Origin of the sequence: Rahnella sp. ChDrAdgB13 (assembly GCF_017655185.1) — a bacterium.
Lineage (GTDB): Bacteria > Pseudomonadota > Gammaproteobacteria > Enterobacterales > Enterobacteriaceae > Rahnella > Rahnella contaminans.
The window spans coordinates 49,747-68,335 of record NZ_JAEMGT010000018.1; the positions used below are offsets into that span (position 1 = coordinate 49,747).

Annotated in this window: 17 protein-coding genes; 14 read left to right on the forward strand and 3 right to left on the reverse strand. The window is 52.9% G+C overall.

Annotated features, from left to right (window positions below):
• Positions 1-24: 24 nt before the first annotated feature.
• Positions 25-1,215 (reverse strand): NO-inducible flavohemoprotein, encoded by a 1,191-nt coding sequence (gene hmpA / locus J8X26_RS06685; protein WP_208950490.1) that lies wholly within the window; start codon positions 1,213-1,215, stop codon positions 25-27.
• Between the two features lie 343 nt (positions 1,216-1,558).
• On the opposite strand from hmpA, the gene glyA reads away from it, so the two are divergent.
• Positions 1,559-2,812 carry a serine hydroxymethyltransferase gene (gene glyA / locus J8X26_RS06690; protein WP_152324584.1) on the forward strand — a complete coding sequence of 418 codons (1,254 nt, stop codon included), beginning with the start codon at positions 1,559-1,561 and terminating at the stop codon, positions 2,810-2,812.
• Between the two features lie 163 nt (positions 2,813-2,975).
• Positions 2,976-4,136 carry a 3-phenylpropionate MFS transporter gene (locus J8X26_RS06695; RefSeq protein ID WP_208950491.1) on the forward strand — a complete coding sequence of 387 codons (1,161 nt, stop codon included), beginning with the start codon at positions 2,976-2,978 and terminating at the stop codon, positions 4,134-4,136.
• On the opposite strand, the gene csiE is transcribed toward J8X26_RS06695, so the two are convergent.
• Positions 4,133-5,413: a stationary phase inducible protein CsiE gene (gene csiE, locus J8X26_RS06700; RefSeq protein ID WP_208950492.1), complete on the reverse strand. Its 1,281-nt coding sequence runs from the start codon at positions 5,411-5,413 to the stop codon at positions 4,133-4,135. The genes J8X26_RS06695 and csiE overlap by 4 nt on opposite strands.
• Before the next feature lie 286 nt (positions 5,414-5,699).
• Here csiE and J8X26_RS06705 point away from each other — a divergent pair, with 286 nt between their 5' ends.
• The gene (locus J8X26_RS06705; RefSeq protein ID WP_235937357.1) at positions 5,700-6,278 is read left to right on the forward strand and encodes a DUF1007 family protein; all 579 of its coding nucleotides are present in this window, start codon (positions 5,700-5,702) and stop codon (positions 6,276-6,278) included.
• Complete coding sequence (locus J8X26_RS06710) at positions 6,269-7,288, forward strand: nickel/cobalt transporter (protein ID WP_208950493.1); 1,020 nt, start codon at positions 6,269-6,271, stop codon at positions 7,286-7,288. The genes J8X26_RS06705 and J8X26_RS06710 overlap by 10 nt, the downstream gene beginning before the upstream one ends.
• Before the next feature lie 88 nt (positions 7,289-7,376).
• On the opposite strand, the gene suhB is transcribed toward J8X26_RS06710, so the two are convergent.
• Positions 7,377-8,180, reverse strand: coding sequence for an inositol-1-monophosphatase (gene suhB / locus J8X26_RS06715; RefSeq protein WP_104921062.1), 804 nt, complete (start codon positions 8,178-8,180; stop codon positions 7,377-7,379).
• Positions 8,181-8,306: 126 nt separating this feature from the next.
• On the opposite strand from suhB, the gene trmJ reads away from it, so the two are divergent.
• The 10 genes from trmJ (at position 8,307) to ispG (ending at position 18,545) form a co-directional block, all read left to right on the forward strand.
• Positions 8,307-9,044, forward strand: coding sequence for a tRNA (cytosine(32)/uridine(32)-2'-O)-methyltransferase TrmJ (gene trmJ, locus J8X26_RS06720; RefSeq protein ID WP_152324579.1), 738 nt, complete (start codon positions 8,307-8,309; stop codon positions 9,042-9,044).
• A 218-nt stretch (positions 9,045-9,262) separates the two neighbouring features.
• Complete coding sequence (gene iscR / locus J8X26_RS06725) at positions 9,263-9,757, forward strand: Fe-S cluster assembly transcriptional regulator IscR (protein ID WP_101076364.1); 495 nt, start codon at positions 9,263-9,265, stop codon at positions 9,755-9,757.
• A gap of 210 nt (positions 9,758-9,967) precedes the next feature.
• Entirely contained in the window at positions 9,968-11,137 is a 1,170-nt protein-coding gene (locus J8X26_RS06730) for an IscS subfamily cysteine desulfurase (RefSeq protein ID WP_208950494.1), read from the forward strand.
• An 80-nt stretch (positions 11,138-11,217) separates the two neighbouring features.
• Positions 11,218-12,528 carry an aminopeptidase PepB gene (gene pepB, locus J8X26_RS06735; protein WP_208950495.1) on the forward strand — a complete coding sequence of 437 codons (1,311 nt, stop codon included), beginning with the start codon at positions 11,218-11,220 and terminating at the stop codon, positions 12,526-12,528.
• A gap of 82 nt (positions 12,529-12,610) precedes the next feature.
• Complete coding sequence (gene sseB, locus J8X26_RS06740) at positions 12,611-13,474, forward strand: enhanced serine sensitivity protein SseB (RefSeq protein WP_208950496.1); 864 nt, start codon at positions 12,611-12,613, stop codon at positions 13,472-13,474.
• Between the two features lie 222 nt (positions 13,475-13,696).
• Entirely contained in the window at positions 13,697-14,122 is a 426-nt protein-coding gene (ndk, locus tag J8X26_RS06745; RefSeq protein WP_013574367.1) for a nucleoside-diphosphate kinase, read from the forward strand.
• A 227-nt stretch (positions 14,123-14,349) separates the two neighbouring features.
• Positions 14,350-15,552, forward strand: coding sequence for a bifunctional tRNA (adenosine(37)-C2)-methyltransferase TrmG/ribosomal RNA large subunit methyltransferase RlmN (locus J8X26_RS06750; RefSeq protein ID WP_208950497.1), 1,203 nt, complete (start codon positions 14,350-14,352; stop codon positions 15,550-15,552).
• 91 nt (positions 15,553-15,643) lie between these two features.
• Positions 15,644-16,405, forward strand: a complete 762-nt coding sequence (pilW, locus tag J8X26_RS06755) for a type IV pilus biogenesis/stability protein PilW (protein ID WP_165058497.1) — start codon at positions 15,644-15,646, stop codon at positions 16,403-16,405.
• The gene (rodZ, locus tag J8X26_RS06760; protein ID WP_152324574.1) at positions 16,395-17,381 is read left to right on the forward strand and encodes a cytoskeleton protein RodZ; all 987 of its coding nucleotides are present in this window, start codon (positions 16,395-16,397) and stop codon (positions 17,379-17,381) included. Before pilW ends, rodZ begins: the two co-directional genes overlap by 11 nt.
• 42 nt (positions 17,382-17,423) lie before the next feature.
• On the forward strand, positions 17,424-18,545 hold the full coding sequence (gene ispG, locus J8X26_RS06765) for a flavodoxin-dependent (E)-4-hydroxy-3-methylbut-2-enyl-diphosphate synthase (protein WP_104921069.1): 1,122 nt from the start codon (positions 17,424-17,426) through the stop codon (positions 18,543-18,545).
• The last annotated feature ends 44 nt before the right edge of the window (positions 18,546-18,589 follow it).

The following is an 18,589-nucleotide window of genomic DNA, read 5'->3' on the forward strand; positions in this document are numbered from 1 at the left end:
TTTTCAGCGCGGGTATTCTCAAAGTCAGATGACTTTATGCGGGCCGAAACATTCGTAGTGAATGTTGGCTTCGGCAATGCCCAGTGCCAGCAGTTGTTTTGCGGCAAACTGCATGAAGCCCACCGGACCGCACAGGTAGAAGTGCATCGCCGGATCACTGATTTTATCGCTGACTTTGCTCAGATCCATTAGTCCCTGATATTGAAAATCTTCGCCTGGCAAGTCATTCGTCCGGGGCTGGTTATACCAGACATGGCTTTCCAGTTGCGGCAGATGAGTCTGCGCGCTTTTCACTTCACCGGCAAATGCATGAACCGCGCCATTTTCGGCGGCGTGAAGCCACTGAACAGGCGCTTTATGGCCACGCTGCGCCAGCGTGTTGAGCATGCCTAACATCGGTGTCTGACCGACACCGGCGGAAATCAGCGCGACCGGTGTGGCCTCGCCGACATCCATAAAGAAATCGCCGTGCGGTGCGGCAACATGAATGATGTCGCCCGGCTGCGCAAAGTGATGCAGGAAGTTGGACACCGCGCCCTGACCTTCACGTTTTACCGCGATGCGGTACGTTTTGCCGTTCGGTGCCTGCGTCAGGGAATACTGACGGATTTCCTGATTTTCCAGGGAAGCATCGCGGATATACACCGCCAGATATTGTCCCGGCTGGAAATCCACTACCGGCAATCCGTCTACAGGTTCCAGCAGGAAAGAGGTAATCAGTTCGCTTTGCGGCTGTTTTTCCACAATGCGGAATTCACGGGTGCCGCTCCAGCCACCGGTTTTTTCGGCGCTTTCTTTATAGATTTCTGCTTCACGATTGATAAATACGCCCGCCAGAACGCCGTAGGCTTTGCCCCACGCATCCAGCACTTCCTGGCCCGGACTGAACATTTCATCCAGAGTCGCCACCAGATGACCGCCGACAATATCGTATTGCTCAGGCCGGATCATGAAACTGGTATGTTTTTGCGCGATACGTTCAACCGCCGGTAACAGTGCAGCCAGATTTTCAATATTGGTGGCATAGGCGCAGATGGCATCAAACAGCGCCTGACGCTGATCGCCGTTGCGCTGGTTGCTCATATTGAAGATGTCTTTAAGCTCGGGATTGTGTTCGAACATGCGGTCATAGAAGTGTGCGGTCAGTTTCGGGCCGGTTGCCGCAAGCAAAGGAAGGGTGGATTTAACGGTAGCGATAGTGGCTGAATCAAGCATAGTGAACTCCGTGTCTTTTTAAATTTCATTAAACATGTATTTTAAATGCATCTTATATAAATCCACAATTTCTGTAAACACCCCCTAAAGGGGTAAGGGCTTTTTAAGGTGACGTGTGCGGTGAGGGCTGAGTCACAAAGCTGAAATTTGAGCATGTTCAGTTGAAAATTTATCCCTTGATTATGGGTTGAGGTTCGCAGATCAAAGCCTTGCTGTATCTGGAGCCAATCGTTTGCTTAAAAACCTGAAACTGACCCTATCCGAAGGCGGCCTAAACATTTACACTGTTGCGCAGAACCCGGAAGGGGCGTTTATTTTTAGTTTGTTGAGTCAGGAGATGCGGATGTTAAAGCGTGAAATGAACATTGCCGATTATGATGCTGAGCTGTGGGCAGCAATGGAAAAAGAAGTTGTTCGCCAGGAAGAACATATCGAGCTGATTGCGTCAGAAAACTATACCAGCCCGCGCGTTATGCAGGCTCAGGGTTCGCAGCTGACCAACAAATATGCCGAAGGCTACCCGGGCAAACGTTATTACGGTGGTTGTGAGTACGTCGACATCGTTGAACAACTGGCTATCGACCGCGCAAAAGAATTGTTCGGTGCAGATTTCGCTAACGTTCAGCCACACTCCGGCTCACAGGCGAACTTCGCGGTTTACACCGCATTGCTGCAACCGGGCGACACCATTCTGGGGATGAACCTCGGCCATGGCGGTCACCTGACACACGGTTCACCGGTCAACCTGTCCGGTAAACTGTATAACGTAGTGCCTTACGGCATCGACGAAAGCGGCGACATCGACTATGACGACGTTAAGCGTCAGGCCGAAACACACAAACCAAAAATGATCATCGGCGGCTTCTCAGCCTTCTCCGGTATCGTTGACTGGGCAAAAATGCGCGAAATCGCAGACAGCGTTGGCGCGTACTTCTTCGTCGATATGGCACACGTTGCCGGTCTGATTGCCGCGGGCGTTTACCCGAACCCGGTTCCCCACGCGCACATCGTGACCACCACTACGCACAAAACGCTGGCTGGCCCGCGCGGCGGTCTGATTCTGGCGAAAGGCGGTGACGAAGAGTTCTACAAAAAACTGAACTCCGCCGTCTTCCCTGGCGGCCAGGGCGGCCCGCTGATGCACGTGATTGCCGGTAAAGCGGTAGCACTGAAAGAAGCGATGGAACCTGAGTTCAAAACTTACCAGCAGCAAGTGGCTAAAAACGCCCAGGCAATGGTGGCTGTGGTTCTGGATCGTGGCTACAAAGTGGTTTCCGGCGGCACGCACAACCACCTGTTCCTGATGGATCTGGTTGATAAAAACCTGACCGGTAAAGAAGCCGATGCTGCACTGGGTCGCGCTAATATCACCGTCAACAAAAACAGCGTGCCTAACGATCCGAAGAGCCCGTTCGTGACTTCAGGCGTGCGAATCGGTACTCCGGCTATCACCCGTCGTGGCTTTAAAGAAGCTGAAGCGCGTGAACTGGCTGGCTGGATCTGCGACGTGCTGGACAACGTGAACGATGAAGCCACTATCGAACGCGTTAAACAGAAAGTTCTCGACATCTGTGCACGCTTCCCGGTTTACGCGTAATATTTGCGAAGCCGTAAAGCTGCTAAAACCCGCTCCGGCGGGTTTTTTTATGGGCATGTATCAGAATTTGTGAGCTGGCAGACATTACTGGAGTAAGAAAGCGTCTGCGGATTGCTAGCGATTGTGAGCTTTGTCAAAGTATTGGCCTCACACCGGAGGATTTATGGAATTGCGTTCCACGCGCTGGCTTGCACTCAGTTATTTCACCTATTTTTTCAGTTACGGTATTTTTCTTCCCTTCTGGGGCTTGTGGCTTAAAGGCGAGGGCATTTCCTCCGAAAGCATCGGCCTGTTGCTTGGCGCTGGTTTAGTCGCCCGTTTTCTCGGCACGTTAATCATTTCGCCTTCCATCAAAGACCCTTCGCATCTCATCACCGGTTTGCGGATCCTGGCGTTGCTCACGCTGGCGTTTGCGGTCGGCTTTTGGTTCGGCAACGGCTGGGCATGGCTGATGATCAACATCGCCGGTTTCAGCCTGTTCTTCGGGCCGCTGGTGCCGCTGACCGATGCGCTGGCGGGCACGCTGCAACGCCAGATCAATATGGATTACGGCAAAGTGCGCGTCTGGGGCTCGATTGCGTTTGTGATTGGCTCGGCGGTCACCGGCAAACTGGTTGAGGTCTACGGGCATAACGCAATCCTCTATACGCTGACGGCTGGCGTGGCGGCAATGCTACTGGGGATGTTGCTGCGCCCGAGTGTGAAACCGGTCGGTGAACCACGAACCAGCGGCGCACCGGCCATTTCATGGAAAGCATTGCTCGGCGAAAAACCGGTCTGGCGGTTCCTGTTATGCGTGACGTTATTGCATGGCGCACATGCCGCTTACTATGGTTTCAGTGCGATTTACTGGCAGGATGTCGGCTATTCCTCTACCACCATCGGCTATTTGTGGTCGCTGGGCGTAGTGGCAGAAGTGCTGGTGTTTACCTTCAGCAAACAACTGTTCAGCCGCTGGTCGGCGCGGGATCTGTTGTTACTTTCCGCCATCTGCGGCGTGGTGCGCTGGGGAATGATGGGCGCGTTCACCGGGCTGCTGTGGCTGATTATGATTCAGATTTTGCATTGCGGTACCTTCACTGTCTGCCATCTGGCGGGAATGCGGTTTATCGCGGCGCGTCCGCGTGATCAGGTGATCCGTCTGCAATCGGTGTATTCCGCGCTGGCGATGGGCGGCGGCGTGGCGGTGATGACGATGGTTTCCGGCTTCCTGTTCGAGCATCTTCACGCCGGATTATTCTGGGTGATGGCGCTGCTGGCGGTACCGGCGATTTTCCTGCGTCCGCAGGTCACGCCGTCCGCACCGGAGGCGTCAGCCAGCTAGGGCGCTTCGAGCAGCGAGCGGATACGTTTTCGCTGCTCTTTCGCCAGCGGCAGTTGAGTGTGGATGACTAAAGGATCGGCGTCGGTGCTGCGGATGGCATAAGGTGTGACAATCATCGCCACGCCGCCCGGCGCGCCGAACTGATAAAAATCTGCCAGCGTCTGATACTTGATATTGAGCGGCAGCAGCGTGGCTTCGCGCAGTTGCTGCTCGACTGCTTCTTCCAGCTGCGGATTGTTATGCGTCAGCAGCAAAATCTGTTTTTCCTGCAAGGCATTTCCCTGCATCAGCCAGGCGCCAAACGTAATCGCCACCAGCCCGATTTCATCTTCTGAAAGACTGATCAGGTATTCGTGTTCAAACCCTTTCAGCGCTTCGCGCGTGGTGCGTACCAGACGCGGATACATCCTGTTCACTTCTTCCTGCATCAGATTATCGATACCAATACCGAAATGGCAGCGCTCAATGGCCGGACCGAGATGCGCAAAAAGCTGGCCGACCAGCCCTTCGTAGCTGCTGAATTTCATGCCGGCGATTTCCTGAAAGCGCGCCACCATATTTTCAATTTCCAGCAGCAGACGCTGATCTTCCGTCGAACCGGAACTCTGGTAACTGTGGTTTTTTAACATGCGCAGCATCAGGGTAAAAAATTCGCACTCGCAGTCATCCAGCAAACCGTTACTGAGGCTTTGCAGCTGAACATAAATTTCACGCGCTGCCGCGTATTCCGGTTTTTCCCGCAGCCAGCGGCGCTGTTGTTCCGTGAAATTTAAGCCGGTGGGGCGGTCGTTTTGCCATAAACAATACTGGAGGCAAATCTGCATCAGCTGGCGATCGTGCACGCTGAGCGGTTTGGGCAACAGCGCGCCGCAATCTTCCAGGATCATGCCCAGAATGTCGGTGCGCAGCGCGGCCTTCGGGCAGGTCTGGCCCTCAAACGCGATGTGCAGCCAGGGAATAAAGTGGCGGGAGACGAAATCCGGTGAAATACGTAAGGTGCGGCGTAAGCCCTGAAATAAACACAGACGCTGGGCGAGACTGTCACCCTGAATGCGGCACTGTTTTTCACTGTACTGCAACACATCCAGGTGATGGATGCGCTGAATTTCACAGGTCACTTCCGCCAGATCTTCCCAGGTTGTGGCCAATCCGACGCCGTTAATTTCACTGATGATCTCCAGCTGAACCGCCGTCAGCGGCGCGTACAGCATCAGCAACACGTGGCAGCGGCGTTGCGTAGCGGAAAGCGCAGGGGAGGGCTGTTTTTCTGGATTCATATCACCTGCCAAAAAGGTATCGCCTGAAATTATTAGTCAAGCATAGCAAAGCGGATGCCCGCAATAAGGCCGCGGGATTGGGTTTTACTCCGGCTTACAACTCAGATCACAGATATTTTTGACGACTGCTTAATTGCACAGCAAAATAGTGTTACTAAGTAACAATATCATGGCACTTTATAGGGATGTGACTTTGAATCCGAACAGGAACCGGCCCCTTTTTCGTAATGCAAAACGTCATGCAAAATGGCTGGGATTAGCGCTTTTTTGCCTGCCTGCCAGCGTCATGGCGCACCCGCACAGCTTTATTGATATGCAGACGACGCTGGTGGCCAATGAAACCTCGCTGACCGGGTTGAAAATGGTATGGACGATGGACGAAATCACCTCGGCAGATTTGCTCTACGACGCGCAGAACGCCAAACCCGGTTCCGATATCTGGAAGAAACTGGCGGCTGAAGTGATGGCAAGGGTGCTCAGCCAGCACTACTTCACGGATTTTTATCGTGAAGGAAAACCAGTGAAATACCTCGATTTACCGAGCGAGTATCAGCTGTCGCGTAAAGGCGATCAGGCGGTGCTGGAATTTGTGTTGCCGCTGGCAAAGCCGCAAGTGCTGCAAGGCAAACCGATGGAATTCTCCACCTTTGATCCTTCGTATTTTGTGGATATGACGTATAAAGACAACACCGCGCTGCATCTGCCGCCTGAGCTGGAAAAACGCTGCACGCTGGCGTTGTTTACGCCAAAACCCAATGCCTCGCTGCAAAACTATGCGCTGTCTCTGGATAAGGCTGATGCGCCGCCGGAAGATATGGATCTTGGTCAGCAATTTGCCCAGAAGGTCACACTCGAATGTCATTAATTTCAACGCCATCGAAAACTTTTTCCTGGCGGGATTTATGGCCGCTGGCGGTATTTCTGATCCTGCTGACGGGCGGGGTGTTTGCTCTGTTTCATTACTGGCCGCGAATTCTGCTCAGCAGCATTATCTGGCAACGCGAACTGCATCAGGAACTGGCAGGTTTGCTACGGCAGGTGAAAGAAAACCCCATGCAGTCGGGCATAACGCTCGCGGGTTTCAGTCTGATTTATGGCGTGATCCACGCCATCGGGCCGGGGCACGGAAAAATCGTTATCACGACCTATCTGGCGACGCATCCGTCACGCCTGAAAAACAGCCTGAAACTGACGTTTGCCTCGGCGATTGTTCAGGGACTGGTGGCGATTTTGCTGGTCAGCGTGGTGCTTGGCGTTTTACAGCTTTCTTCCCGTCAGCTGCATCAGAGCAGTTTCTGGATGGAGCGGGGCAGTTTCATTCTGGTGATTCTTCTCGGATTATTGCTGTGCTGGCGGGCGCTTAAAAGGGTCTGGCAGACGATAAAAAATTTGCAGCCAGCACCGGCAATGCGCATCCACAGCCTTTCTCCGCTGGACACTCAGCCGCACGTTCATGACGAGCACTGTGGCTGCGGGCATCAGCATGTCCCGAGCGATCAGCAGCTTCAGGCGGGCGGCGATTTACGTACGCAAATCGCGATTGTGCTGGCGATGGGGCTGCGTCCGTGCTCCGGCGCGATCATGGTTCTGCTGTTCTCCAAAGTGATCGGCGTTTACAGCTGGGGCGTGATTTCTGCCATCACGATGGCTATCGGCACGTCGCTGACCGTGTCGCTCATCGGCGTACTGGTATTTTACAGCCGTTCGCTGGCGGTGACGCTGAGCGCAACGCGCACCCCTGCGGCCTGGCAGCGGATCACCTGGTCGCTGCTGGCGCTCACCGGCGGGATTGTGTTGCTGGTGGCAGGGATTTTACTCTTCAGCACCGGCGGCGGAGACGTTTCGCCGATCACCGGCGGTCCCTTCAGGGGATAACTTTCGCCGCAGAAATTCCAGGCATAAAAAAACGGACGCCCGTTGGACGTCCGTTTTTTTTGGATCTTACGATCCGAAACCGGCGAAATTAACGCTTCAGCGCTTCGCTCAGTTCATCACGCATGGTCATCAGAATACCTTTAACGACGCGTGGGTTACCGGCAACGATGTTACCGGAAGAGAAATGGTTATGGCCGCCAACGAAGTCAGTCACAACGCCGCCTGATTCACGAACCAGCAGCTCGCCACCGGCGAAATCCCATGGTTTCAGGGCGATTTCGAAGAAGCCGTCAACGCGGCCAGCAGCTACGTAAGCCAGATCCAGTGCAGCAGAACCGGTGCGACGGAAATCAGCACATTCGGTGAACAGTTTGCCCACAACGTTCATGTAGCTTTTTGCGTGTTGTTTGGCTTTGAACGGGAAACCGGTCGCCAGAATGGTGCCGTCGAGATCTTTCGCGTTAGTGCCGCGCAGACGGTAACCGTTCAGCTGTGCGCCCTGACCGCGGGTCGCGGTGAACAGTTCGTTACGCATTGGATCGTAAACTACCGCGACTTCAGTGCGGCCTTTGATGCGCACGGCGATAGAAACAGCGAAATGTGGGAAGCGTTTAACGAAGTTGGTGGTGCCATCCAGCGGGTCGATAATCCATTGTACGTCTTTGTCTTCGCCTTCCAGTTCGCCACACTCTTCACTGATGATGGTGTGTTTTGGATAGGATTTGCGAATGACATCGATAATCATGTGCTCTGCATCGCGGTCTACATTGGTAACAAAATCGTTGGTACCTTTTTGGGTAGATTCTACAGAGTCTGGCGTTTCGTAATGTTTGGCAATCAGGTTACCGGCCTTGCGCGCAGCGCGCACGGCGATGGTGAGCATCGGATGCATGGATATCTTCCAACTAGGATGTTAAAGAACGGGAATACGGGAAACGGCGCGCAGTATAGCAGGGGTTCTGAAAATTAACTACCGTTGTGTTAGGCTGTTGTGATTTTCCGTCTGGTAAGAGTTCCTATGCTGCCCAATATCCGCATTGTATTAGTAGAAACGTCCCACACTGGCAATATGGGCTCTACTGCCCGCGCCATGAAAACCATGGGTTTATCAAGTCTTTACCTGGTGAATCCGCTGGTAAAACCTGACTCTCAGGCTATCTCTTTGTCTGCCGGTGCCAGCGATGTGATCGGCAACGCCACCATCGTTGATACCCTGGACGAAGCTCTTTCCGGTTGTAGTCTGGTTATCGGTACCAGTGCGCGTTCCCGCACACTGCCGTGGCCGATGCTTGAGCCGCGTGAATGCGGTGAGCACAGTGCCAAAGCGGCACAAACCGCGCCGGTTGCGCTGGTCTTCGGGCGCGAACGCGTCGGGCTGACTAATGAAGAGCTGCAAAAATGTAACTACCACGTCTGTATTCCGGCGAATCCTGAATACAGCTCGCTGAATCTGGCGATGGCCGTGCAGATTATTGCGTATGAAGTGCGCGTGGCTCATCTGGCGTTACTCGAAGCCGCAAAACCGCAGGTGGAATACGAAGAATCGCCGTATCCGCTGGTCGATGACCTCGAGCGTTTTTATCAGCATCTGGAACAGACACTTCTGGAAACCGGCTTTATTCGCCAGGCCCATCCGGGGCAGGTGATGAGCAAATTACGCCGTTTATTCACCCGTGCGCGACCTGAATCTCAGGAGTTAAACATCCTGCGCGGCATTCTGACGTCGATTGAAAAGACTCATAACAACAAAGAATAAGCCTGTTTTTGGGGGTATTAAGGCGATTTTTTGTTATGTGAATCATTGTGTTGCGGTGCCATTACTTTTGGAGGAAAAAACGCCTGTTTTTCCTCAGTGTAATACTTGAGTAAATTACTCGGTTAAATAGTTGACTGATTTACTCGGGAATGTCAGACTCATTTGCATCAACCGCATTCGTGCGTTTTTAAAAGTCATTTAAAACAGGTAACCATGCTATGAGACTGACATCCAAAGGCCGTTATGCCGTGACCGCTATGCTCGACGTTGCACTGCATTCACAGGAAGGACCAGTACCCCTGGCTGATATTTCTGAGCGTCAGGGTATTTCTCTTTCTTATCTGGAGCAGTTGTTCTCGCGTTTACGTAAAAATGGTTTGGTTGCCAGTGTTCGTGGTCCGGGCGGTGGTTATCTGCTGGGTAAAGATTCCGGTGATATCGCCGTTGGCGCAGTGATTACTGCCGTTGACGAATCTGTCGATGCGACCCGTTGCCAGGGTAAAGAAGGATGCCAGAACGGCGAACGTTGCCTGACGCACACATTGTGGCGTGATCTGAGCGAGCGCATCAGCGGTTTCCTCAACAACATCACACTGGCAGAGCTGGTCAACAACCAGGAAATCCTGGAAGTGGCCGACCGTCAGAATGGTGAAATCCGTCGTCAGCCGAATGGCCGTCAGATGGAGACGATCAACGTAAATCTCAGAGCGTAATCTCTTCATTTACATTTGATCGATAGTTATAAAAGCCCGTGGGAATTCACATTTCCGCGGGCTTTTGCATTTTCAGACGCCAATACTTACCGTTTAGTGCCCGCAAAACGTCATTTCCCTTTTAAGAATTCGTGAAGCCGTTTTAAACTGGGTGTCGTTTTTTTAATTCTTTCGTTCGCAACAGAACGCGCAGTCCGGAGCTTGCCTGCCATGAAATTACCTATTTATCTCGATTACTCTGCCACTACGCCGGTTGATCCGCGCGTCGCTGAGAAAATGATGCAGTGTCTGACACTGGACGGTACTTTCGGTAATCCGGCTTCCCGTTCTCACCGTTTTGGCTGGCAGGCAGAAGAGGCGGTGGATGTGGCGCGCAACCAGATTGCCGAGCTGATCAATGCCGATCCTCGTGAAATCGTATTCACTTCTGGTGCGACAGAATCCGATAATCTGGCGATCAAAGGTGCCGCGCACGCGCAACGCGAAAAAGGCAAACACATTATTACCAGCCAGACTGAGCATAAAGCGGTGCTTGATACCTGCTATCAGCTGGAAACTGAAGGTTTTGACGTTACGTATCTGGCACCCCAGGCTGACGGTTTTATCACGCCGGTGGCGATCGAAGCCGCGATGCGTCCGGATACGATCCTGGTATCTATCATGCAGGTGAATAACGAAATCGGCGTGGTGCAGGATATCGCGACCATTGGCGAACTGTGCCGCAGCCGTGGCGTGTTGTTCCACGTGGATGTGACCCAGAGTGTGGGGAAAATTGATATCGATCTCAGCGAGTTGCCGGTCGATTTGATGTCGTTTTCCGCGCACAAGATTTATGGCCCGAAAGGTATCGGCGCGTTGTATGTGCGTCGCAAACCGAAAGTCCGTATCGAAGCACAAATCCACGGCGGCGGTCATGAGCGCGGTATGCGTTCAGGTACATTGCCGGTACATCAGATTGTCGGAATGGGCGAAGCGTATCGTATCGCAAAAGAAGAAATGGCCGCTGAAGTGGTGCGTCTGACCGCACTGCGCGATCGCCTGTGGAAAGGTATTCAGCAGCTTGATCAGGTGTTTCTCAATGGCGCACCGGGACATGCTGCGCCAAATATTCTCAACGTCAGTTTTGCCGATGTTGAAGGTGAATCCCTGATTATGGCGCTTAAGGATCTGGCGGTGTCGTCTGGCTCAGCCTGTACGTCCGCCAGCCTTGAACCCTCTTACGTGCTGCGCGCGCTGGGACTAAGCGAAGAGCTGGCACACGGCTCAATCCGTTTTTCTCTCGGGCGCTGGACGACGGAAGAAGAAATTGATTATGCGGTTGCGCTGGTGGTGAAATCAGTCCGCCGCCTGCGTGAATTGCCCCCTGTTTATACGAAATGAAGTGCCACCCCTGAAAGGGTGATTTGCCTGTCATTGATAAAGAATATTCATTGAAGATAAAAACAATCAGGAGTCCTGTTATGAGTTCCGAAGTAACGACCAATGAAGCGATGTCCGTTTTCCTTTCGTCTGAGCCCGCTGATGCACGCTGGGGCGAAAAGGCAATCCTGAGCACGGATTCCGCCGGTATGACCATTCATCTGAAAGACGGTGACGCGCTGACCGCAATTTCACGTGCTGCACGCCGCATCGACGGTCAGGGCGTGAAAAACGTCAGACTGGCGGGTGAGGGCTGGGATCTGGAAAACAGCTGGGCATTCTGGCAGGGCTTTCGTGGTCCGAAAGGCACCCGCAATGTTGAATGGGCCGAATTGTCTGAAGATGACGCGAACACGCTGAAACAACGCCTCAAAATCATCGACTGGGTACGTAATACGATTAATACCCCGGCGGAAGATTTATCTCCTGAACAACTGGCCACCCGCGCCGTAGATTTAATGTGTGAGTTTGGCAACGAGAAAGTCAGCTACCGCATCACCAAAGGCGACGATCTGCGCCAGCAAAGCTATATGGGTATCCACACTGTGGGCCGTGGCTCTGACCGTCCGCCGGTCCTGCTGGCACTGGATTACAACCCGAGCGGTGACGCGGATGCCCCGGTGTATGCCTGTCTGGTCGGCAAAGGGATTACCTTCGACACAGGTGGTTACAGCCTGAAACCGAGCGCTTCCATGGATTCCATGAAAGCCGATATGGGCGGCGCAGCCACCCTGACTGGCGCACTGGCACTGGCGGCGGCAAATGGCCTGAACAAACGTGTAAAACTGTATCTGTGCTGTGCGGATAATATGGTCAGCGGTAACGCACTGAAACTCGGCGATATTATCCGTTACCGTAATGGCAAAACTGTTGAAGTCATGAACACCGATGCCGAAGGCCGTCTGGTGCTGGCCGATGGCCTGATCGACGCGTCTGCGCAAAACCCGGAACTGATTATCGATGCGGCAACGCTGACCGGCGCGGCTAAAACGGCGCTGGGTAACGATTACCATGCGCTGTTCAGCTTTGACGATGCACTGGCAGGCGAACTGCTGGAAAGCGCGAAAGCTGAACACGAACCGTTCTGGCGTCTGCCGCTGGAAGAGTTCCACCGTTCACATCTGCCGTCTAACTTTGCCGAGCTGAACAACATTGCCGGCCCTGCGCACACTGCGGGCGCGAGCACGGCGGCAGCCTTCCTGTCTCATTTCGTGACTGAATATAAGAAAGGCTGGCTGCACATCGACTGTTCCGCCACTTACCGTAAAAGCGCGGCGGATCAGTGGTCTGCCGGTGCAACCGGTCTGGGCGTGCGTACCGTTGCTAACTTATTGTTAGCCAAAGCGAAGTAAGTTTCAGAAAGTAATGAATGCATGATGCACAACGGGGCGCTTAACGGCGCCCCGTTTTATACGATTAGCGGAGTTAAGAATCATGAGTGTCCCACACGATCATCTTCCTGCTGGCGCAGCGGCGACTGACGGTGAAAACGAGCTGGAGCGCCTGCTTCGTCTGTCGGTGACCGCACCGGCCTGGCGTCCGGCGTTTTACCAAACCTTGCTGGAATCTACCGTTTTTGTGCTGGGCGATGCAGGGCAGGATGAGGCTGAAAAGCAGGGCAGTGTGGCGATCACCGCTGGCAGTGAACTGAATATTTTGCACTGGGAGAAGCAGGACGGCAGTTCGATCATTCCTTTCTTCTCGTCAGTTGATGTGCTTGAAAAAGCCAGCTCGGGCGAAAGCCCCGACGAGCAGGCGTTTGTTGCGTTGCCTGCCCGTGTGTTATTTGAAATGACGCAGGGCGATGAGCTATTTCTGAATCCTAAATCCGAATACGGAAAGGAATTCACGCCAAACGAAGTCACGCTGCTGCTGAGCAACGGCGGATTGCATGCGCCGTCAGAGCTGGTGCTGGACAAAGAGAGTCAGTTACTGATTGGTCAGCCGGAAGAATATCCTTCAGCAATGATTGATGCGCTAACGACGCTGTTTACCCAGAAAAAACCGGTGCGCCGGGCATTTATGGCGCTGATCCACGATAAAGCGGTGGACGACCAGCCGAACCTGCTGATTGGTTTGGAAGCGGATGGTGACGAGCAGGAAATCGATGCGCTGATCCGTGAGGCGGGCAATGTGGCGAGTGAAACCTCTCCCGACGATCGTCCGGTGGATTTCTGCATAGTTTCTGAAAAGGAACGCGGTATCAGCCATTATCTGATCAGCCACACCCAGCCTTTTTATCAGCGCAAGTGGGGAAGCTGGTTACGGAACATTATTCCGTCGTCGGGCCAGGCATAAATTTGCGGATAAAGCAGGGCAGAGCATCGTTTTGCCCCCGTTTTGTTTAAGGGAAATGGGCGGTTTGGGTGCGATAGTGAATCAATGACACATTTTTTTAATTAAATGTTGTGATTCGGGTAGGCAATCTTAACTTCGCTCCCTATAATCACCGCCATTTTACGGCAGGTATAACATTAAATTAACCGGCCCTACCTATAAAAGTCAGACAGAGGTTTTTTCATGACTATCGAACGTACTTTCTCCATCATCAAGCCAAACTCCGTAGCCAACAACGACATCGGGGCTATCTACGCACGTTTCGAACGCGCGGGTTTCACCATCATCGCGTCTAAAATGCTGAAGCTGACTAAAGAACAAGCTGAAGGCTTCTACGCAGAACACAAAGGGCGTCCTTTCTTCGACGGTCTGGTTGAGTTCATGACCTCTGGCCCGATCATGGTTCAGGTTCTGGAAGGCGAAAACGCTGTTCAGCGTAACCGTGACATCATGGGCGCAACGAACCCGGATAACGCTCTGGCAGGTACCCTGCGTGCAGACTTCGCTGACAGCTTCACAGCTAATGCGGTTCACGGTTCTGACGCTGTAGAATCTGCACAACGCGAAATCGCTTACTTCTTCACCGAAAGCGAAATCTGCCCGCGTTAAGATTTTTGGGCAAGCTTCGCTGGAAGATGTGCCGCAAATTCGCAAGAATTTTGTAACAGTCACTTTCCAAATATGGCAACTGTGCCCTAAAATTTGTACAATGTTGCGCCCCGAATGAGCCAGCCTCGTCGGGGCGCAATTTATTTGCAGGCCGCCAGTTTCCGAAAAAGTGCCGGCTCTGCACTTCCAATACGCCATAACGTGTAACAACGAGGCCATTTTTCATCATGTTAGAATCAAACACGCCCGAGCATATCTTGTCTGAGAACACTCCCTTATCCGCAGAAGCCGTGAACACTGTTGTGCCGCCTGCTGCCGCAAAAATTAACCTTCTTGATCTCAACCGCAAACAAATGCGCGAGTTCTTCCTCAACATGGGCGAGAAACCGTTCCGTGCTGATCAGGTCATGAAGTGGATGTACCATTATTGCAGCGATGATTTCGAGCAAATGACCGATATCAATAAGCCACTGCGTGAAAAACTGGCCCGCGTTGCAGAAATTCGTGCGCCTGAAGTGGCGTCCGAACAACGCTCAACCGATGGCACCATTAAATGGGCTATTCAGGTAGGCGGACAGTTGGTCGAAACCGTGTATATCCCGGACGGCGACCGTGCGACGCTTTGCGTTTCTTCTCAGGTAGGTTGTGCGCTGGAATGTACTTTCTGCTCAACCGCCCAGCAGGGCTTTAACCGTAACCTGCGCGTGTCCGAGATTATCGGCCAGGTATGGCGTGCGGCAAAAATTATCGGTGCCGCAAAAGTGGCCGGTACGCGACCTATCACCAACGTGGTGATGATGGGCATGGGCGAACCTTTGCTGAACCTGAACAACGTTGTTCCGGCAATGGAAATCATGCTCGACGATTTCGGGTTTGGTCTGTCAAAACGTCGCGTTACGCTCTCCACCTCAGGTGTTGTGCCTGCGCTGGATAAACTCGGCGATATGATTGACGTGGCTCTGGCCATTTCTCTGCACGCGCCAAATGACGCCATCCGCGACGAAATCGTCCCGATTAACCGCAAATACAATATCGATACTTTCCTTGCCGCCGTTGAGCGTTATATCGGTAAATCCAACGCCAATCAGGGCCGCGTGACCATCGAATACGTCATGCTCGACCATATCAACGATGGCACTGAACATGCGCATGAGCTGGCAGAACGCCTGAAAAATACGCCTTGCAAGATTAACCTGATCCCATGGAACCCCTTCCCGGGCGCACCGTATGGGCGCAGCTCCAACAGCCGTATTGACCGTTTCTCGAAAGTGCTGATGGATTACGGTTTCACGGTGATAGTACGTAAAACCCGTGGCGACGACATTGATGCCGCATGTGGGCAGCTGGCGGGTGACGTAATCGACCGTACTAAACGTACGTTGAAGAAAAAAATGGCAGGCGAGCAGCAGATTTCCGTAAAAGCCGTGTAGTCGCCATAAGCCGTAAGGTGTACGAGGGGGCACTGTGCAGTGCGGGTACGCCCCCGTTTTGTTGTCGATGGCAAGATAAAGGGAATTAAGCATGACAATGAATGGCAGTGTGAAGTTGCTGATTGTAGCGGGAATTTCTGTTGCGCTGCTGGCGGGGTGTTCCGGTACGCCGAAAGAAACGCAACAGGCCACGGGCGCAGCGCAAACGCGTCTGGAGCTGGGGATGGAATATCTTTCTCAGGGCAATATGGACGCGGCGAAGCAAAATTTACAGAAAGCCGTGGATGGCGCGCCGGATGATTATCGCACTCAGCTCGGAATGGCGCTTTACGAGCAAAAAAACGGCGATCAGAATGCTGCGCAAAGCCGCTACCAGCAAGCGCTGAAGCTGGCACCGCAAAACGGCACTGTGATGAATAATTACGGTGCGTTTTTGTGTAGTTTAGGGCAGTATGTACCCGCACAACAGCAGTTTAGCGCCGCAGCTAATGCACCTGATTACGGTCAGGTAGCTGACAGCCTGGAAAATGCAGGCTACTGTTTTCTGAAGGCCAATCAGAATGAGGAAGCGCGAGTGTTACTAAGCCGGGCATTAAAAGTTGATCCCGATAAAGGCGCACCCTTGCTGACTGAGGCAACCAAAGAATTTGGGGAAGGGAACCGCGCTCAGGCGAAACTATTACTGGATGTATATCAACATGTTCTGCCAGCCACTGCTGAAAGTATCATGTTACAAATTCGATTCGCTGCGTTAGCGGGCAATCCGGATAGCGTTCAACGCTACGGTAAGCAGCTTGCGCGTAGTTATCCACAATCTAAACAGTACCAGCAGTTCTTAGCTAATGAATACTGAAGCCTCCCAAGAAAATAATGCAAAACTGACCACAGGCGAACGTCTGCGTCAGGCTCGTGAACAGTTAGGTCTCAGTCATCAGGCCGTTGCAGAACGCCTGTGTCTGAAAGTCTCAACTATTCGCCAAATCGAAGAAGAAACGACGCCGGCCGATCTTGCGCCGACTTTCCTGCGTGGTTATCTGCGCTCTTACGCCAAGCTGGTGCACGTTCCTGAAGAGGAACTGTTAGGTCTGATTGGTAAACAAGCTCCCATTAAAGTGCCGAAAGTTGCTTCAATGCAGGGTTTTTCCCTGGGTAAGTCTCGCAAAAAACGCGATGGCTGGCTGATGGGCTTTACCTGGCTTGTAGTGTTTGTGGTGATCGGCCTGACCGGTGCGTGGTGGTGGCAAAATCATCAGGCGCAGCAGCAAGAAATCGCCACCATGGCTGACCAATCTTCTGCGCAACTGAATCAGGATAATGGTCAGGGTCAAGCGGTTCCTCTGGGTGATAACGCGAACTCTGCGCCGACCACAGAAGATACGTCTTCTGCGCAGGCGACCGAGCCGCAGCCACAAAACAGTATTCCGCTGAATACCACACCGGCTCCTGCTACTACAGCAGGTACTACACCGGCTGTAACGGGTTCACAGGAACCGGCAGCGGTTTCTACCAGCCAGCCAGCAACAACGGCTGAGAATGGTCTGCCTACGGGTGACGCACAAACTGCTGCGGCAGCAGGTGCAGATCCACAAGCGGTTGCTTTGACTTTTAAGGCTGACTGCTGGTTACAAATCGATGACGCATCAGGTAAAACCCTGTTCAGCGGCATTAAAAAAGGCGGCGAGTCACTCAGCGTTAAGGGCACTGCGCCGTATAAGCTGAAAATCGGTGCTCCGGGTGCGGTGGATATCCAATTCCAGGGCAAACCGGTTGATTTAAGTCGTTTTGTAAAATCAAGCCGTGTTGCACGCCTGACCTTAGCTGCCGAGTAATCGGCAGTTTGTCAGACGCTTGTAACGATGGAGAGTGAAGTAATGCATAACCAAGCACCCATTACCCGTCGCAAATCAACCCGGATTTATGTCGGCAAGGTGCCTGTAGGTGACGGCGCGCCGATTGCAGTGCAATCGATGACCAACACCCGCACCACAGACGTAGCGGCGACAGTCGCACAAATCAAATCACTGGAACGCGTGGGTGTCGATATTGTCCGCGTTTCTGTGCCTACAATGGATGCCGCTGAGGCGTTCAAACTTATCAAGCAGCAGGTTAATGTCCCGCTGGTCGCTGATATCCATTTTGATTACCGCATCGCGCTGCAAGTAGCAGAATACGGCGTGGATTGCCTGCGTATTAACCCGGGCAATATCGGTAACGAATCCCGCATCCGCTCCGTAGTGGATTGCGCCCGCGACAAAAATATTCCTATCCGTATCGGTGTGAACGGCGGCTCTCTGGAAAAAGATATCCAGGAAAAGTACGGCGAACCTACGCCGCAAGCGCTGCTGGAATCTGCGATGCGTCACGTCGATATTCTCGATCGCCTCAACTTTGATCAGTTTAAAGTCAGCGTGAAAGCGTCCGACGTTTTTCTGGCCGTTGAGTCTTATCGCCTGCTGGCCAAACAAATTGTTCAGCCATTGCACCTTGGCATTACGGAGGCGGGCGGTCTACGCGCCGGTTCCGTCAAGTCGGCTATCGGGCTGGGTTTACTGCTGTCAGAAGGTATCGGCGACACGCTGCGTATCTCACTGGCGGCCGATCCTGTCGAAGAAGTGAAAGTCGGTTTTGATATCCTGAAATCATTGCGTATCCGTTCCCGTGGGATCAACTTCATTGCCTGCCCGACCTGTTCACGTCAGGAATTTGATGTCATCGGTACGGTGAATGCGCTGGAGCAGCGTCTGGAAGATCTCATTACGCCAATGGATGTTTCGATCATCGGTTGCGTGGTGAATGGCCCGGGAGAAGCGCTGGTCTCCACAATCGGTGTTACGGGCGGTCATAATAAAAGCGGTTTCTACGAAGATGGTGTTCGTCAGAGAGAGCGTTTTGACAACACAGATATGATCGACCAGTTAGAAGCAAAAATTCGCGCCAAAGCGGCGATTATGGATGAGAGTAAACGTATCGTTATCAATCATCTTGAAAAGTAACATCGGTTGCGGGCGTCTGCGGACGCCTGCATTATATTGAACCC

Excerpts from the sequence above, each read along its gene's own strand:
- hmpA (WP_208950490.1), bottom strand. The coding sequence starts at position 1,215 with ATGCTTGATTCAGCCACTATCGCTACCGTTAAATCCACCCTTCCTTTG.
- glyA (WP_152324584.1), top strand. The coding sequence starts at position 1,559 with ATGTTAAAGCGTGAAATGAACATTGCCGATTATGATGCTGAGCTGTGG.
- J8X26_RS06695 (WP_208950491.1), top strand. The coding sequence starts at position 2,976 with ATGGAATTGCGTTCCACGCGCTGGCTTGCACTCAGTTATTTCACCTAT.
- csiE (WP_208950492.1), bottom strand. The coding sequence starts at position 5,413 with ATGAATCCAGAAAAACAGCCCTCCCCTGCGCTTTCCGCTACGCAACGC.
- J8X26_RS06705 (WP_235937357.1), top strand. The coding sequence starts at position 5,700 with ATGGCGCACCCGCACAGCTTTATTGATATGCAGACGACGCTGGTGGCC.
- J8X26_RS06710 (WP_208950493.1), top strand. The coding sequence starts at position 6,269 with ATGTCATTAATTTCAACGCCATCGAAAACTTTTTCCTGGCGGGATTTA.
- suhB (WP_104921062.1), bottom strand. The coding sequence starts at position 8,180 with ATGCATCCGATGCTCACCATCGCCGTGCGCGCTGCGCGCAAGGCCGGT.
- trmJ (WP_152324579.1), top strand. The coding sequence starts at position 8,307 with ATGCTGCCCAATATCCGCATTGTATTAGTAGAAACGTCCCACACTGGC.
- iscR (WP_101076364.1), top strand. The coding sequence starts at position 9,263 with ATGAGACTGACATCCAAAGGCCGTTATGCCGTGACCGCTATGCTCGAC.
- J8X26_RS06730 (WP_208950494.1), top strand. The coding sequence starts at position 9,968 with ATGAAATTACCTATTTATCTCGATTACTCTGCCACTACGCCGGTTGAT.
- pepB (WP_208950495.1), top strand. The coding sequence starts at position 11,218 with ATGAGTTCCGAAGTAACGACCAATGAAGCGATGTCCGTTTTCCTTTCG.
- sseB (WP_208950496.1), top strand. The coding sequence starts at position 12,611 with ATGAGTGTCCCACACGATCATCTTCCTGCTGGCGCAGCGGCGACTGAC.
- ndk (WP_013574367.1), top strand. The coding sequence starts at position 13,697 with ATGACTATCGAACGTACTTTCTCCATCATCAAGCCAAACTCCGTAGCC.
- J8X26_RS06750 (WP_208950497.1), top strand. The coding sequence starts at position 14,350 with ATGTTAGAATCAAACACGCCCGAGCATATCTTGTCTGAGAACACTCCC.
- pilW (WP_165058497.1), top strand. The coding sequence starts at position 15,644 with ATGACAATGAATGGCAGTGTGAAGTTGCTGATTGTAGCGGGAATTTCT.
- rodZ (WP_152324574.1), top strand. The coding sequence starts at position 16,395 with ATGAATACTGAAGCCTCCCAAGAAAATAATGCAAAACTGACCACAGGC.
- ispG (WP_104921069.1), top strand. The coding sequence starts at position 17,424 with ATGCATAACCAAGCACCCATTACCCGTCGCAAATCAACCCGGATTTAT.